Below are 16,469 nucleotides of genomic sequence, written 5' to 3'. Positions count from 1 at the left end.
GATCAGGGCAGTTCATTGCCACCTGACCGTCAACGGTATTGGAGGAAGACGTTGTCTCGCCCGAACTGGTCACGCAGGGCTTGAATCAAGGTATCCGCCGGGTCGATCCGCCAGGTCTCGCCGAACTGCAGCAAGGCCTTTGCATCAGGACTGGTGTACTCCATGGTGATCGGGCACGCGCCGCGGTGGCGCTTGATCAGTTCACCGAGCCAGCGTAGCTGATCGCCTTTCAAATCCTGGGTGTGCAGCTTCAGACGCAGGCTTTCGGCCAGGTTGGTGCGCGCATCTTCCATGCTCATCACCCGCTTGACCCGCAAGCGCAAGCCGCCGGAGAAGTCGTCGTTACTGACTTCACCTTCAACGACCACCATCGCATCAGTCTGCAACAGCGACTGTGCGGAATGGAACGCCTCGGCGAACAGCGACGCTTCGATCCGGCCCGAACGATCGTCGAGGGTAATGAAACCCATCTTGTCGCCCTTTTTGTTCTTCATCACCCGCAACGCGATGATCATGCCCGCGACCGTCTGCGTATCCCGCGCCGGTTTCAGGTCGATGATGCGCTGACGGGCGAAACGGCGGATTTCGCCTTCGTATTCGTCGATCGGGTGACCGGTCAGGTACAGGCCCAGGGTGTCTTTCTCGCCTTTCAGGCGTTCCTTGAGCGTCAGCTCCTTGGCCTTGCGATGATTGGCATAGACATCGGCGTCCTCTTCGACGAATAGGCCGCCAAACAGGTCAACGTGTCCGCTGTCTTTGGTACGCAGGGTTTGTTCGGCGGCTTTGATCGCCCCTTCCATGGCATTCAGCAAGACCGCGCGGTTGCGATCGATATTGGCCTGATAGGCTTTCTGCTCGTCATGGAAGTACGGACCGAGACGATCCAGAGCACCGCTGCGGATCAAACCGTCCAGGGTGCGCTTGTTGATGCGTTTGAGGTCGACCCGGGCGCAGAAGTCGAACAGATCCTTGAACGGACCGGCCTGACGCGCCTCGGTGATGGCTTCGACCGGACCTTCGCCCACACCCTTGATCGCGCCGAGGCCGTAGATAATCCGGCCTTCCTCGTTCACCGTGAACTTGAACTCCGAAGTATTCACATCCGGCGCGTCGAGACGCAGCTTCATGGTGCGAATTTCTTCGATCAAGGTCACGACCTTGTCGGTGTTGTGCATATCCGCCGACAGTACCGCAGCCATGAACGGCGCCGGGTAGTGGGTTTTCAGCCATGCCGTCTGGTAAGACACCAGACCGTAAGCGGCAGAGTGAGACTTGTTGAAACCGTAACCGGCGAATTTCTCTACCAGGTCGAAAATGTTACCGGCCAGGTCAGCGTCGATATTGTTGGTGGCGCAACCTTCAATGAAACCGCCGCGCTGCTTAGCCATTTCTTCGGGTTTTTTCTTACCCATGGCCCGACGCAGCATGTCCGCACCGCCGAGGGTGTAACCGGCCATGACCTGGGCAATCTGCATCACCTGTTCCTGATACAGGATGATGCCGTAAGTCGGTGCCAATACCGGCTTGAGGCCTTCGTACTGGTAGTCCGAGTGCGGGTACGCCAGTTCGGCGCGACCGTGCTTACGGTTGATAAAGTCGTCCACCATGCCCGATTGCAGTGGGCCCGGACGGAACAGGGCCACCAGTGCGATCAAGTCTTCCAGGCAGTCGGGCTTGAGCTTTTTGATCAGCTCTTTCATGCCCCGGGACTCGAGCTGGAACACCGCGGTGGTTTCAGCTTTTTGCAGCAGCGTGTAAGTCGGTTTGTCGTCCAGCGGGATGAACGCGATGTCCAGCGGCGGTTGATCAACCTTGGCGCGATCGCGGTTGATGGTTTTCAGCGCCCAGTCGATAACCGTCAGGGTCCGCAGGCCGAGGAAGTCGAACTTCACCAGACCGGCAGCCTCAACGTCATCCTTGTCGAACTGGGTTACCAGGCCATCGCCGGCCTCGTCGCAATAGATCGGCGAGAAGTCAGTCAGCTTGGTCGGTGCGATAACCACACCACCGGCGTGCTTACCGACGTTACGCACAACGCCTTCGAGCTTGCGGGCCATTTCCCAGATTTCCGCGGCTTCTTCATCGACCTTGATGAAGTCGCGCAGGATTTCTTCCTGCTCGTAGGCTTTTTCCAGGGTCATGCCGACTTCGAACGGAATCATCTTCGACAGGCGATCCGCCAAACCGTAGGACTTGCCCTGCACCCGCGCCACGTCACGGACCACAGCCTTGGCAGCCATGGAACCGAAGGTGATGATCTGGCTTACCGCGTTGCGACCGTATTTCTCGGCCACGTATTCAATTACCCGATCCCGACCGTCCATGCAGAAGTCGACGTCGAAGTCGGGCATCGATACCCGTTCCGGGTTAAGGAAACGTTCGAACAGCAGGTCATATTCCAGCGGATCGAGGTCGGTGATCTTTTGCACATAGGCCACCAGCGACCCGGCACCCGACCCGCGGCCCGGACCTACCGGCACGCCGTTGCTCTTGGCCCACTGGATAAAGTCCATAACGATCAGGAAGTAACCGGGGAAGCCCATCTGGATAATGATATCCAGCTCGAAATTCAGCCGGTCGACGTAGACCTGGCGCTTGGCTTCGTAGTCTTCGGTGGTGTCCTTGGGCAGCAAGACGCTGAGGCGATCTTCCAGGCCATCGAAGGACACCTTGCGGAAATACTCGTCGATGGTCATGCCATCGGGGATCGGGAAGTTGGGCAGGAAGTGCTTGCCCAGCTTCACTTCAATGTTGCAGCGCTTGGCAATCTCGACGGTGTTTTCCAGCGCCTCGGGAATGTCGCTGAACAGCTCGGCCATTTCCTCAGCGCTTTTGAGGTATTGCTGGTCGCTGTAGTTCTTCGAGCGCCGCGGATCGTCGAGGGCGCGGCCTTCACCGATGCAAACGCGGGTTTCGTGGGCTTCGAAGTCTTCCTGCTTGATGAAGCGCACGTCGTTGGTGGCCACCAGCGGCGCGCCGATCTTCTCGGCCAGGGCCACAGCGCCGTGCAATTGTTCTTCGTCATTGGGACGGTTGGTGCGCTGGATTTCCAGATAGAAGCGATCCGGGAACACCGCCATCCATTCACGGGCCAGGGTTTCCGCTTCTGCCGGGTTGCCGCCGAGCATGGCCAGGCCGATCTCGCCCTCTTTCGCCGCCGACAGCATGATCAAGCCTTCGCTGGCTTCGGCCACCCACTCACGCTCGATGATAATCGAGCCATTGCGCTGGCCATCAATGAAGCCGCGCGAGATCAATTCTGTAAGGTTGCGATAACCCACGGCGTTCATCGCCAGCAGGCTGATCCGGCTCAATGGGTTGTCGGGGTCTTTGTTCGACAGCCATAGGTCGGCGCCGCAGATCGGCTTGATGCCCGCGCCCATGGAAGCTTTATAGAATTTGACCAGAGAACACATGTTGTTCTGGTCAGTGACCGCCACGGCAGGCATGTTCATGCCGACCAGGGTCTTGACCAGCGGTTTGATCCGCACCAGACCGTCGACCAGGGAATATTCAGTGTGCAGGCGTAGATGAACGAATGAAGCCGGCATAGTGATCCTGCGTTAAGTCATGAAAACAACAAGGCCCGGAAATCCGGCGTTTAAAGCTACTACGCTTGGTAATCCAGCGTTGAACGGCAACTCGAAATGCTCATTGACTAACGTCAACTCCGCTTTCTCGCTGCCGTTCGCCTTGTCTTACCTGCGCTCGTGACGCTTTAAATCGCCGGATTGTACCGGGCCTTTATAAAAACATCAGCCTTGCGACTAACTCTCGATCAGACTTTCCCGCGCCTCGTAGGCCAGGCGAACCGGGGCGAACGAGCGGCGGTGAATTGGCGTTGGCCCCAAACGGGCCAAGGCTTCCAGATGAACGGGGGTCGGGTAGCCTTTGTGGCCGCCGATCCCGTAACCCGGGTAAATCAATTCGAAAGCGGCCATCTCACGGTCGCGACTCACCTTAGCCAGGATCGACGCCGCGGCAATGGCCGGCACCTTGCTGTCGCCTTTGACCACGGCTTCGGAGCGCATGGACAGTTTCGGGCAGCGGTTGCCATCGATCATCGCCAGTTTCGGCTGAATGTGCAGGCCTTCGATGGCGCGCTGCATGGCCAGCATGGTGGCATGCAGAATGTTCAACTCGTCGATTTCTTCGACTTCAGCCCGAGCGATGTGCCAGCTCAGGGCCTTCTCACAGATTTCGTCGTAGAGCTTTTCGCGGCGGGCTTCGGTGAGCTTCTTCGAGTCGTTCAGGCCCAGAATCGGCCGATTCGGATCGAGAATCACCGCAGCGGTGACCACGGCGCCGCAGAGCGGGCCGCGACCGACTTCGTCGACGCCGGCAACCAGATCTTCCACTTCAGCGACCAAGGTGAAATCCAGCCCCATTTGCATGCTTGTCTTACTCATTGTACTTGGCCGATCAGTTTCAGCACGGCGTCCGCCGCCTGGTTGGAGGCATCCAGACGCAAGGTCCGGTGGATTTCATCGAAGCCGCGGGTCTGTTCTTCACCGCCCTCGATCAGCGGAGACAAGGTCTGGGCCAGGGCTTCAACCGTCGCGTCGTCCTGCAACAACTCGGGCACCAGCAGGCGCTGGGCCAGCAGATTGGGCAGCGAGACGTAGGGACTTTTCACCATGCGCTTGAGAATCCAGAACGTCAGCGGCGCCAAGCGATAGGCAACCACCATCGGCCGCTTGTACAACAGCGCTTCAAGCGTCGCCGTTCCGGAGGCGATCAACACGGCATCGCAGGCCGCCAGGGCCAGATGGGATTTGCCGTCGAGCAAGGTCAGCGGCAAATCGCGGCCAGCCAGCAGCTCTTCGAGCTGGACACGGCGCTGGGGGCTTGCACACGGCATGACGAACCGCACGCCAGGGCGCAAGGCACGCAGACGCTGGGCGGTATCGAGGAACAACGCACCGAGACGGCCCACTTCGCCGCCACGACTGCCCGGCATCAGCGCCACCAGCGGACCGTCAGGCAAACCCAACTCGGCCCGCGCCGCTGCGCGATCGGCTTCGAGTGGAATGGCATCGGCCAGGGAATGCCCGACAAACCGTACCGGCACGCCCTTCTCTTCGTAGAATTTCGCTTCGAACGGGAACAGCGTCAGCATCAGGTCGCAGCCTTCGCGAATCTTCAGCACACGCTTCTGCCGCCAAGCCCAGACCGACGGGCTGACGTAATGCACGGTCTTGATGCCGGCCTGACGCAGCTTGAGTTCGATATTGAGGTTGAAGTCCGGGGCGTCGATGCCGATGAACACGTCCGGCTTCTCGGCGATCAGGTCCGCGACCAGCTTTTTACGCCGGGCCAACAGCTCCCGCAATCGACCCAGCACTTCCACCAGGCCCATGACCGAAAGTCGTTCCATCGGGAAATATGAAGTCAGGCCTTCGGCCTGCATCAGCGGTCCGCCGACGCCAATGAACTCCACCGCCGGATGCTGTTCCTTGAGCGCGCGCATCAGGCCCGCGCCCAGAATGTCACCGGAAGCCTCACCCGCTACCAGCGCAATACGCAGATTAGCCATGATTAACGGGTGATGCCGCGGGTCGAAGACTGGATCGAATCACGGAACACCGCGACTTCCGGAAACTGTGCCGAAGGTTCGGCCAGTTCGGCGAGCGCTTGCTCGACCGTCAGCCCCTGGCGGTAAACCACCTTGTAGGCACGACGCAGGGCGTGGATCGCGTCTTCGCTGAAACCGCGACGGCGCATGCCTTCGAAGTTCATGCTGCGAGCTTCGGCGGGGTTGCCGAATACCGTGACGTACGCGGGAACGTCTTTGCCGATGGCCGTGCCCATGCCGGAAAAGCTGTGGGCACCGATGTGGCAATACTGGTGAACCAGGGTGAAGCCGGACAGGATCGCCCAATCCTCAACATGCACATGCCCCGCCAACGCGGTGTTATTGACCAGGATGCAATGGTTGCCAATAACGCTGTCGTGACCGATGTGGGCATAGGCCATGATCAGGTTGTGATCACCCAAGGTGGTTTCCGAACGGTCTTGAACGGTGCCACGGTGAATCGTCACGCCTTCGCGGATGATGTTGTGATCACCAATGACCAAGCGGGTTTCTTCACCCTTGTATTTCAGATCGGGTGTGTCCTCGCCTACCGAAGAGAACTGGTAGATGCGGTTATGCTTACCGATACGGGTCGGGCCTTTGAGGATCACATGCGGCCCGATCACTGTCCCCTCGCCGATTTCCACACCTGCGCCGATGATCGACCAAGGGCCGACCTCGACGTCGTCGGCCAGAATGGCCGTCGGATCGATGATTGCGCGAGGGTCAATCAAACTCATAGTTTGCGTTCCGCGCAGATGATTTCAGCGGAGCAGACTGGTTTGCCATCGACCGAAGCCTGGCATTCGAACTTCCAGATCTGACGCTTGCAGCTCAGGAACTTGGCTTCGAGGATCAACTGATCACCCGGCAGCACCGGCTGACGGAAACGCAGCTTGTCAGAACCGACGAAGTAATAAAGGGTGCCGTCGGCCGGTTTCACGTCCAGCATTTTGAAACCAAGGATCCCGGCAGCCTGGGCCATTGCTTCGATGATCAACACGCCCGGCATGATTGGATGCGCAGGGAAGTGACCATTGAAGAACGGCTCGTTGATGCTGACATTCTTGTAGGCGCGAATGCGCTTGCCTTCCACATCCAGATCCACGACCCGGTCCACCAGCAGGAACGGGTAACGGTGAGGCAGGTATTCGCGAATCTCGTTGATGTCCATCATTTCGGGGGGAAGCCTATGTAAAGATTGGGAGCGCGCGACTGACGCGCACCCCTCTAGCAAATCAAGGAGGCAGTCTAGCGGCTGTGCACACTTGATATGGAAATGGTATCAGCCATCTGATGAAGCATTATCGCCAGGGGTCACTTCCCCTACACGCTTTTCCAACTGTCGCAGACGCCGCGCGATGTCATCGAGCTGACGGATGCGTGCCGCGCTTTTGCGCCACTCGGCAGCCGGTTGCATGGCTGTACCGGAAGAATAGGAGCCCGGCTCGGTAATCGAGTGGGTCACCATGGTCATCCCGGTCAGGAAAACGTTGTCGCAAATCTCGATATGCCCCACCAGCCCAACACCACCGGCGAGCATGCAATGCTTGCCGATCTTGGTGCTGCCGGAGATCCCCACGCACGCTGCCATGGCGGTGTGATCACCGACCTGGACGTTGTGGGCGATCTGAATCTGATTGTCGAGCTTCACACCATTACCAAGGACGGTATCGGCCAGCGCACCGCGGTCGATGGCGGTATTCACGCCAATCTCCACATCGTCGCCGACCAGGACACCACCAATCTGGGCAATCTTCTGCCAGACACCTTTCTCGTTGGCAAAACCGAAGCCTTCGCCACCGAGTACGGCGCCCGACTGAATCACCACTCGTTTGCCAATGCGTACGTCGTGGTACAGCGTGACCCGCGGAGCCAGCCAGCCGCCCTCGCCAATCTCGCAGCGCGCACCAATGAAGCAATGAGCCCCAACGGTCACACCCGCCGCAATACGCGCACCGCTTTCGATTACCGCAAAGGCACCAATGCTTGCCGCCGGGTCGACCGCTGCGTCCGCCGCCACTACCGCTGTCGGATGAATACCGGCAACTGCCTTGGGCTTGGGATCAAACAGATGGGAAACACGGGCATAAGCCAGGTACGGATCCGGTACAACCAGCACATTACCGGTAAAACCTTCAGCGTCAGCAGCTTTCAGCAACAGGGCTGCAGCCTTACTGTCCGCCAGGTATTTACGGTATTGAGGGTTTGCCAGAAAGCTCAACTGAGCTGGGCCAGCCTCTTGCAAAGTGGCTAGCCCAGTAATTTCTTTCTCCGGGTCGCCACTCAGGGTGGCGCCGAGGAACTCGGCCAATTGGCCGAGCTTTATAGTCGCTGTCATGGATTACTTCAGCTGATTCATGCGCTCGATAACCTGGCGAGTGATGTCGTACTGAGGTTTGACATCAATCACTGCGCCACGCTCGAAGACCAGGTCAAAAGCACCTTTCTTGATGACTTCTTCCACAGCGCTGTCCAGTTTCGGCTTGAGCTGCTTCAGCATTTCACGGTCAGCAACGGCTTTGGCTTCGTTCAATTCCTTGGACTGGAACTGGAAGTCGCGGGCCTTTTGCTTGAATTCAAGCTCCAGACGTTCGCGTTCGCCTTGCTGCATCTTGTCGCCACCGGCTACCAGACGATCCTGGATGCCTTTGGCGCTGCTTTCCAGAGTCTTGAGTTTGGTCAGCTGCGGGCCGAATTTTTTCTCGGCGTCGACGGCGTATTTTTTCGCCGCGTCAGATTCCAGCAGTGCCATCTGATAGTTCAGAACGGCGATTTTCATGTCGGCAAAAGCCGGACCTGCAACCAGTACGGTCGCCAGGAGAACCAATTGAGTCAACTTACGCACGATGCACTCCTACAAAATCCATTGTCGTTATCTTGGGTCAGACGCTTAGAACGTCTGGCCGAGGGAGAATTGGAAAACCTGTGTTTCAGCGTTATCCGGTTTCTTGACCGGCATGGCCAACGCGAAGCTCAGTGGACCCAGTGCGGTGACCCAGGTCACGCCGACACCGACGGAACTGGCCATGTTGCTCAAGCTGATGTCGTTGCACTCTGTTTGAGAGGTCGAACCGACATTGGCGTTAGTCGTCTTGTCACACTTGGAATCGAATACGTTACCCACATCCCAGAATACCGACGTCCGCAGGGAACGCTGATCCTTGACGAATGGCAGCGGGAACAGCACTTCGACACCACCCTGGATCAGGACGTTACCACCGAACGGCAGTGGATCCTGGTCCGGGTCAGCCAGCGTACCGGTGTTACCCGTCACACCCTGACCGCGACTCGGGGTACTGCGGGGACCAAGCGTACTGTCCTTGAAGCCACGAACCGAGTTGAAACCACCAGCATAGTAGTTTTCATAGAACGGCAAGCCATTGGTCGAACCGTAACCATCGCCGTAACCCAACTCGGTGTGCAGACGCATGGTGTAGTTTTCAGACAATGGCTGGAACAACTGGCCACGGTAGTCGAGCTTGAAGAACGACAGGTCGCTGCCAGGCGTGGTGGTTTCCAGTGTCAGGCTTTGGGAATGACCACGGGTAGCCAGTACGCCTTTGTTCAGGGTCGACTCGGACCAGCCGGCCGACGCCTTGAAGTTCAGGTAGCTGTCGCCTTCCCTGTTAACGAAGTCGAAAATCTCATCGACGGTGTATTGACCGGTCTTGATCTTGTCTTGTTGCGCTGTCAGACCGAAGGTCAGACGCGAAGTCTCGCTGATCGGGTAACCGACGCTTACGCCAGCACCGAGGCTGTCTACCGCATAGCTTGCAACATCGACATCGAGGTCTTTGTAGTCAGTGGTGCGATAGAAAGCGTTGTAACCCAGGCTCACACCGTCTGCAGTCCAGTACGGGTCGACATAACCGAAGTTATAGCGGCTCTGGTATTGGCTTCGGGTCAAACCGATGCTGACCTTGTTACCGGTACCCAGGAAGTTGTTCTGGGTGATCGAACCACCGAGGATCAGACCGGCACTCTGGGCGAAACCGACACTGGCGGTAATCGAACCGGAAGCCTGTTCTTCAACGCTGTAGTTCACGTCAACCTGGTCATCCACGCCCGGCACGGCCGGGGTTTCAACGTTGACTTCCTTGAAGAAGCCCAGACGTTCAAGACGAGTCTTGGATTGGTCGATCAGGTAGGTCGAAGCCCAGCCGCCTTCCATCTGACGCATTTCACGACGCAGCACTTCGTCTTCGGACTTGGTGTTGCCGCGGAAGTTGATGCGGTTCACGTAGGCACGCTTGCCCGGATCAACAGCGAAAGTGATGTCTACCGTGTGGTCGTCATCGTGAGGCTGAGGCACGCCGTTGACGTTGGCGAAGGTGTAACCCTCGTTACCGAGACGACGGGTGATCAGTTCGGAAGTCGTGGTCATCAGCTTGCGCGAGAACACCTGACCTTTCTGAACCAGCAGCAGGGACTTGACCTGGTCTTCAGGCACTTTCAGGTCGCCGCTGAGTTTCACGTCACGAACGGTGTATTTCTCGCCTTCGTTGACGTTGACGGTGATGTAGACGTGTTTCTTGTCCGGGGTGATGGACACCTGGGTCGAAGCGATATCCATGTTGATATAGCCGCGGTCCAGGTAGTAGGAGCGCAGACGCTCCAGGTCACCGGAGAGTTTCTCACGAGCATACTTGTCATCGTTCTTGAAGAACGACAGCCAGTTGGTGGTCTTGAGTTCGAACAGGTCGATCAGGTCGTCGTCGGCAAAGACCGTGTTACCCACCACGTTGATGTGCTGGATAGCAGCAACGGTGCCTTCGTTGATGTTGACCTTCAACGCAACGCGGTTACGCGGCTGCGCCACCACTTCGGTGTCGACGGTCGCCGAGTAACGGCCCTGAGCGACATATTGACGCTGCAGTTCGTTACGCACACCTTCGAGGGTGGCACGCTGGAAGATCTCGCCTTCGGACAGGCCGGATTGCTTGAGGCCCTTCATCAGGTCTTCAGTGGAGATGGCCTTGTTACCCTCGATCTCGATACTCGCGACCGACGGACGCTCGACTACCGTGATAACGAGGACATTGCCTTCGCGACCCAGCTGGATATCTTGAAAGAAACCGGTTTTGAACAACGCACGAGTGGATTCCACCAGGCGACGATCATCCGCCTGTTCACCGACGTTCAACGGCAAAGCACCAAAGACACTACCCGCGGAGACCCGCTGGAGGCCATTGACGCGAATATCAGAGATAGTGAAGGACTCGGCGTGAACTTCGGCGATCATCAATACGGTGAGAACCGCAGTTAGCAGCAGACGTTTCATGAAGTCCTTTCTTATTCCAACTGGCAATAAACAAACTGCCGCAAAATGCGGCAGATTCGCAATTCAGCGAAGCGTTACAGTCGACCCAGATCATTGACCAGAGCAAGCAACATCACCCCGACCACCAAACTGATACCGATCTGTATCCCCCAACCCTGCACCCGATCCGACAAGGGGCGACCACGCACCCACTCGATCAGATAAAACAACAAATGCCCCCCATCCAGTACAGGAATGGGCAACAAATTCAGAACTCCCAGGCTAATACTCAGATAAGCAAGGAAATTCAGGAAATCAGCGACGCCCGACTGGGCAGAAGCGCCCGCCACTTTAGCAATGGTTATCGGTCCACTCAAGTTTTTTACCGAGAGCTCGCCGAACAACATTTTCTTGAGCGAATCGAGGGTCAGTACACTCATGGTCCAGGTGCGTCGGGCACCCTCCCCAATCGCTGCCACCGGACCGTAGCTGACCTCACGAATCATCTCTGGTGGCCATTCGACTGCTTTCACCCCTGCGCCCAGATAACCCGTGGGTGCTTTGCTGCTACCACGAGCCGCCAGCGTTACAGGGACGTCGATTTGAGCACCATCGCGCTCGATGCGCAGCATGATTTTGGTATCTGGATGCATACGGACGGTATCGACAACTTGCTGCCAGTCATCAAGGGACTTGCCATCAAGTGCCAACAACCGGTCACCGGTCTTCAGGCCCGCGGCTTGCGCCGGCCCTTTTGAATCGAGTTCAGCCAAAACCGGCGGCAATGCCGGACGCCATGGACGAATACCCAGCGAGCGAATCGGATCCGGTTCATCGGCGCCCTTGAGCCAGTGATCCAGTGCCAGCTCTCGAGGCGAATCAGCGGTGGAACCCTGTTCACGCACCAGCAACTGCAAGGTACCGCTCTCGCCCAGGCGACGGACCAGCTGCAAATTCACGGCGGCCCAGCCGGATGTCGGCTCGCCATCGATGGCAACGATTTCCTGATTCGCGCTCAAACCTGCCTTGGCCGCGATGCTGCCCGACTCGACAGCGCCGATAACCGGACGCACCTGTTCGCTGCCGAGCATGGCCAGCACCCAGAAGAAAACCATCGCCAGCAGAAAGTTGGCGATCGGGCCGGCGGCAACAATGGCAATGCGCTGGCGGACGGACTTGCGATTGAAGGATTGATCGATTTGGTCGGCCGGCACTTCGCCTTCGCGCTCGTCGAGCATCTTCACGTAGCCGCCCAACGGAATGGCGGCGAGCACGAACTCGGTGCCTTGCTTGTCGTGCCAGCGCAGCAACGGCATGCCAAAGCCCACGGAGAAACGCAGCACTTTTACCCCACAGCGACGTGCGACCCAAAAGTGGCCGAATTCGTGGAAGGTGACCAGCACGCCCAGGGCTACTAGGGTGCCGACAATCATATAGAGCGCGCTCATCTACTTTCTCCGCAATCCTATCCAGTGCTGCATGGGGCCAACGTACTGCAGCACTTATTGCCCGTGACGACTCAACCACTGTTCGGCCAGCACACGCGCCTTGGCGTCTGCGGTGAACACCGCCTCGAGATCATTCACCGCAACCACAGGTTCAAGATTCAAGACTTCCTCGATGATACTCGCGATTTCCGGGTAACGAACCCGTCCGTCGAGAAAGGCTGCGACCGCCACTTCATTCGCCGCATTGAGCATGGCCGGCGCACTATTGCCAGCCTCTGCCGCCTGGCGCGCCAGACGCAGGCACGGGAAACGCTCCTCATCGGGCGCCTGGAAATCCAGACGTGCAATGGCAAACAGATCCAGCGGGGCGACACCCGAGTCGATGCGCTCCGGCCAGGCCAGGGCATTGGCAATTGGCGTGCGCATGTCCGGATTACCCAACTGCGCCAGTACTGAACCGTCGACATAGTCCACCAGCGAGTGGATAACACTCTGCGGGTGAATCACCACTTCAACCTGGGATGGCTTGGCATCGAACAGCCAGCAGGCTTCGATCAGTTCAAGCCCTTTGTTCATCATGCTGGCCGAATCGACCGAAATCTTGCGCCCCATGGACCAGTTGGGGTGAGCACATGCCTGGTCGGGGGTAACATGCGCCAACTCCGCCATCGGCGTCTGCCGGAAAGGGCCACCAGAGGCTGTCAGTAAAATCCGACGCACGCCGACCGCACCCAGACCGCGGGCGAAATCGTTGGGCATGCACTGGAAAATCGCGTTGTGTTCGCTGTCGATCGGCAGCAGCACCGAACCACTTTTACGCACGGCCTGCATAAATAAGGCGCCGGACATTACCAGCGCTTCTTTGTTGGCCAGGAGGATCTTCTTGCCCGCTTCGACCGCCGCCAGGGTCGGGCGCAAGCCCGCCGCACCAACGATGGCCGCCATGACCGCATCGACTTCAGGGTCGGCAGCGACCTGACACAGGCCCTCCTCCCCGACCAGAACACGCGTCGACAAGCCTGCGGCGCGCAAATCATCCTGCAGGCCACGAGCAGCGCCCGCTTCAGGCACAACCGCAAACCGCGGTGTATGCCGCACACACAGGGCCAGCAGTTCACTCAACCGAGTGAAACCGCTCAACGCGAAAACCTGATAGCGCTCGGGATGACGAGCAATGACATCGAGGGTGCTCAGGCCAATCGAGCCCGTCGCCCCCAGAACGGTAATCTGCTGTGGGCGGCTCACGGTGCCGCCATCCACAACAGCACCGCGAATACCGGAATCGCGGCCGTCAGGCTGTCGATACGGTCCAGCACGCCACCGTGACCGGGCAACAGATTACTGCTGTCCTTGATCCCGGACTGACGCTTGAACATGCTTTCAGTGAGGTCGCCCACCACCGAAATGAACACGATCAATGCAGCGCCGATCAGGCCTTTGAACAGTTCTGCTACAGTCCAGTCGCGAACCAGCCCCACCACCAGCGTGATGACCAGGCTCAGCGCCAGGCCGCCATAAACCCCTTCCCAACTCTTGCCGGGACTGACCTGCGGCGCCAGCTTGCGCTTACCGAACTTGCGGCCGGAAAAGTACGCACCGATGTCAGCGCCCCAGACCAGCACCATGACGGCCATGATCAGCCAGTTGCCCAACGGCTCCTGCTTGATCTGGACCAGACCTTGCCAGGCCGGCAGCAAGATCAGCAAACCGATCACCAGTTTGCAGGCGGCACTGGCCCAGTGTTCGCTGGAGCGCGGATAGGTCAGCACCAGGTATGTCGCGACACCCCACCAGAGCACCGAAGCGCCCAGCACCCAAGGCGCGAGCCCCGGAAGGATATGCATGACAAACAGCACCAAGGCGACCACAGCCGCATAGGCAACGCGAATCGGCTGGGCAGTGAAACCCGCCAGGCGAGCCCACTCCCACGCACCCAGTGTCACGACCAGCCCGATGAACAGCGCAAAACCGGAGCCTTCGAGCAGGAAAAACCCGCACAAGGCGATCGGCAGCAGGATCAGCGCGGTGATGATTCGTTGTTTAAGCATTAAACCCGGGCTCCAGACTCGACCTGCTCGCTCGTTTTACCGAAGCGGCGCTGGCGAGAAGCGAAATCGGCCAGCGCGGTGCGCATGGCGTCGTGTTTGAAGTCCGGCCAGAACAGGTCGGAGAAGTACAGCTCGGTGTAAGCCAGCTGCCATAACAGGAAATTGCTGATGCGGTGCTCACCGCCGGTACGAATGCACAAGTCCGGCAACGGCAGGTCGCCGGTCACCAGACAGGTTTGCAGCAGTTCCGGAGTGATGTCTTCCGGGCGCAAATGCCCGGCCTGAACTTCCCGTGCCAGGCGCTGCGCAGCTTGCGCGATATCCCACTGACCACCGTAGTTGGCGGCGATCTGCAGGATAAAGCGATTGGCACCAGCGGTAATCGCCTCGGCTTCGCGCATGGCTGCTTGAAGCTCAGGGTGAAAACGCGAACGGTCGCCAATGATGCGCAGACTGATGTTGTTCTCGTTCAGACGCTTGGCCTCGCGGCGCAACGCCTTGAAGAACAGGTCCATCAAGGCGCTGACCTCATCGGCCGGACGCTGCCAGTTTTCACTGGAGAACGCGAAAAGGGTCAGCACCTCGACCTTGGCCTCAGCGCACACCTCAATCACCGCACGAACAGCATCCACACCCGCTTTATGCCCGGCGACACCCGGCATAAAGCGTTTTTTCGCCCAGCGATTGTTACCATCCATGATGATCGCGACATGGCGCGGCACCGCGGACGGCGCAGTCTGCTTGGTCTTGTCCATGAAAAATCGACCCTTATACGGCCATCAGGTCTTTTTCTTTCTGCGCCAAATTCGCGTCGATTTCAGCCACGTATTTTTTGGTCAGATCATCAATTTCGCCAGCGCCGCGACGCTCTTCGTCTTCACTGATTTCCTTTTCCTTGACCAGATCCTTGAGCTGGCTGTTCGCATCACGACGGATGTTGCGCACGGCAACACGAGCGTCTTCAGCAACATCACGAGCCTGCTTGGTGAAGCCCTTGCGGGTTTCTTCGGTCAGGGCCGGCATGGAGATCAGCAGCAACTCACCCAGGTTGGTCGGGTTGAGGTTCAGACCCGCGCTACCGATAGCCTTGTCGACAGCACCCAGCATGTTGCGCTCAAAGGCAACGACTTGCAGGGTACGGGCGTCCTTGACGGTGATGTTCGCGACTTGTTTGATCGGGGTGTCGGAACCGTAATACGGCACCATCACGCCTTCGAGAATGCTTGGATGCGCCTGACCAGTACGAATACGGCCGAAGTTGTGCAGAAGCGACTCGACGGATTTTTTCATGCGCTCTTGAGCGTCTTTCTTGATTTCGTTGATCATTGTTGGCCTTCCTCGATCAGGGTCCCTTCAGCGCCGCCATGTACGATGTTCAGCAGGGCGCCGGGCTTGTTCATGTTAAATACGCGCAACGGCATCTTGTGGTCGCGGCACAGGCAGATAGCGGTCAGATCCATCACGCCCAGCTTGCGATCCAGTACTTCATCGTAAGTCAGATGATCGAACTTCTCGGCATGCGGGTCTTTGAATGGGTCAGCGGTGTAGACGCCATCGACCTTGGTCGCCTTGAGCACGACATCGGCATCGATTTCGATTGCACGCAGGCAGGCTGCCGAATCCGTGGTGAAGAACGGATTGCCCGTACCGGCCGCAAAAATCACGACTTCCTTGGCGTTCAGGTGGCGCATGGCCTTGCGGCGATCGTAGTGATCGGTCACGCCAACCATGGAAATGGCCGACATCACGATGGCCGAGATATTGGCACGTTCCAGCGCGTCGCGCATGGCCAGGGCGTTCATCACAGTGGCCAGCATGCCCATGTGGTCACCGGTAACCCGATCCATGCCGGCCGCGCTCAGCGCTGCACCGCGGAACAGGTTGCCGCCGCCGATCACCAGACCGACCTGCACACCGATGCCGACCAATTGACCGACTTCCAGTGCCATGCGATCCAGAACTTTCGGGTCGATCCCGAACTCTTCCGAGCCCATCAGGGCCTCGCCGCTAAGCTTGAGTAGAATGCGTTTATAGCGAGCCTGATAACCACTGCCCTGCTGAGCCATTGCGAATCTCTCCTGCGGCGTATTTTAAAAATTCTTTGCGAGCTGTTTACAGCTGGCGTTCACTCTAGC

14 protein-coding genes are annotated in these 16,469 nt (G+C 58.4%); all 14 read right to left on the bottom strand.

Going from position 1 to position 16,469, the window contains the following annotated elements; translation table 11 throughout:
* Positions 1–29: 29 nt before the first annotated feature.
* The 14 genes from dnaE to pyrH all read right to left on the bottom strand — a co-directional run bounded on the left by dnaE (position 30) and on the right by pyrH (position 16,400).
* Positions 30–3,551 carry a DNA polymerase III subunit alpha gene (dnaE, locus tag ACWIKB_RS07555; protein ID WP_475266030.1) on the bottom strand — a complete coding sequence of 1,174 codons (3,522 nt, stop codon included), beginning with the start codon at positions 3,549–3,551 and terminating at the stop codon, positions 30–32.
* Between the two features lie 216 nt (positions 3,552–3,767).
* Positions 3,768–4,394, bottom strand: a complete 627-nt coding sequence (gene rnhB / locus ACWIKB_RS07550; RefSeq protein WP_475266325.1) for a ribonuclease HII — start codon at positions 4,392–4,394, stop codon at positions 3,768–3,770.
* A gap of 11 nt (positions 4,395–4,405) precedes the next feature.
* On the bottom strand, positions 4,406–5,536 hold the full coding sequence (gene lpxB, locus ACWIKB_RS07545) for a lipid-A-disaccharide synthase (protein ID WP_475266029.1): 1,131 nt from the start codon (positions 5,534–5,536) through the stop codon (positions 4,406–4,408).
* Between the two features lie 2 nt (positions 5,537–5,538).
* The gene (lpxA, locus tag ACWIKB_RS07540) at positions 5,539–6,315 is read right to left on the bottom strand and encodes an acyl-ACP--UDP-N-acetylglucosamine O-acyltransferase (protein WP_475266028.1); all 777 of its coding nucleotides are present in this window, start codon (positions 6,313–6,315) and stop codon (positions 5,539–5,541) included.
* Positions 6,312–6,752 carry a 3-hydroxyacyl-ACP dehydratase FabZ gene (gene fabZ, locus ACWIKB_RS07535; RefSeq protein WP_007907157.1) on the bottom strand — a complete coding sequence of 147 codons (441 nt, stop codon included), beginning with the start codon at positions 6,750–6,752 and terminating at the stop codon, positions 6,312–6,314. Before fabZ ends, lpxA begins: the two co-directional genes overlap by 4 nt.
* A gap of 108 nt (positions 6,753–6,860) precedes the next feature.
* Positions 6,861–7,916, bottom strand: a complete 1,056-nt coding sequence (gene lpxD / locus ACWIKB_RS07530; protein ID WP_475266027.1) for a UDP-3-O-(3-hydroxymyristoyl)glucosamine N-acyltransferase — start codon at positions 7,914–7,916, stop codon at positions 6,861–6,863.
* A gap of 3 nt (positions 7,917–7,919) precedes the next feature.
* Positions 7,920–8,423: an OmpH/Skp family outer membrane protein gene (locus ACWIKB_RS07525; protein ID WP_054047181.1), complete on the bottom strand. Its 504-nt coding sequence runs from the start codon at positions 8,421–8,423 to the stop codon at positions 7,920–7,922.
* Between the two features lie 45 nt (positions 8,424–8,468).
* Positions 8,469–10,859, bottom strand: a complete 2,391-nt coding sequence (gene bamA, locus ACWIKB_RS07520) for an outer membrane protein assembly factor BamA (RefSeq protein WP_475266026.1) — start codon at positions 10,857–10,859, stop codon at positions 8,469–8,471.
* A 74-nt stretch (positions 10,860–10,933) separates the two neighbouring features.
* Positions 10,934–12,286, bottom strand: coding sequence for a sigma E protease regulator RseP (gene rseP / locus ACWIKB_RS07515; protein WP_475266025.1), 1,353 nt, complete (start codon positions 12,284–12,286; stop codon positions 10,934–10,936).
* Positions 12,287–12,340: 54 nt separating this feature from the next.
* A complete protein-coding gene (gene ispC, locus ACWIKB_RS07510) occupies positions 12,341–13,531 on the bottom strand; it encodes a 1-deoxy-D-xylulose-5-phosphate reductoisomerase (RefSeq protein WP_475266024.1) in 1,191 nt (396 codons plus the stop codon).
* Positions 13,528–14,334 carry a phosphatidate cytidylyltransferase gene (locus ACWIKB_RS07505; protein WP_475266023.1) on the bottom strand — a complete coding sequence of 269 codons (807 nt, stop codon included), beginning with the start codon at positions 14,332–14,334 and terminating at the stop codon, positions 13,528–13,530. Before ACWIKB_RS07505 ends, ispC begins: the two co-directional genes overlap by 4 nt.
* Entirely contained in the window at positions 14,334–15,089 is a 756-nt protein-coding gene (uppS, locus tag ACWIKB_RS07500) for a polyprenyl diphosphate synthase (protein WP_475266022.1), read from the bottom strand. The genes ACWIKB_RS07505 and uppS overlap by 1 nt, the downstream gene beginning before the upstream one ends.
* 13 nt (positions 15,090–15,102) lie before the next feature.
* Positions 15,103–15,660: a ribosome recycling factor gene (gene frr, locus ACWIKB_RS07495; RefSeq protein ID WP_475266021.1), complete on the bottom strand. Its 558-nt coding sequence runs from the start codon at positions 15,658–15,660 to the stop codon at positions 15,103–15,105.
* The gene (pyrH, locus tag ACWIKB_RS07490; protein ID WP_003172271.1) at positions 15,657–16,400 is read right to left on the bottom strand and encodes a UMP kinase; all 744 of its coding nucleotides are present in this window, start codon (positions 16,398–16,400) and stop codon (positions 15,657–15,659) included. The genes frr and pyrH overlap by 4 nt, the downstream gene beginning before the upstream one ends.
* Positions 16,401–16,469 lie beyond the last annotated feature (69 nt).

The sequence above is a fragment of the Pseudomonas sp. 5Vm1k genome, assembly GCF_056161485.1.
This window is presented reverse-complemented; position numbering and strand designations above follow the sequence as displayed.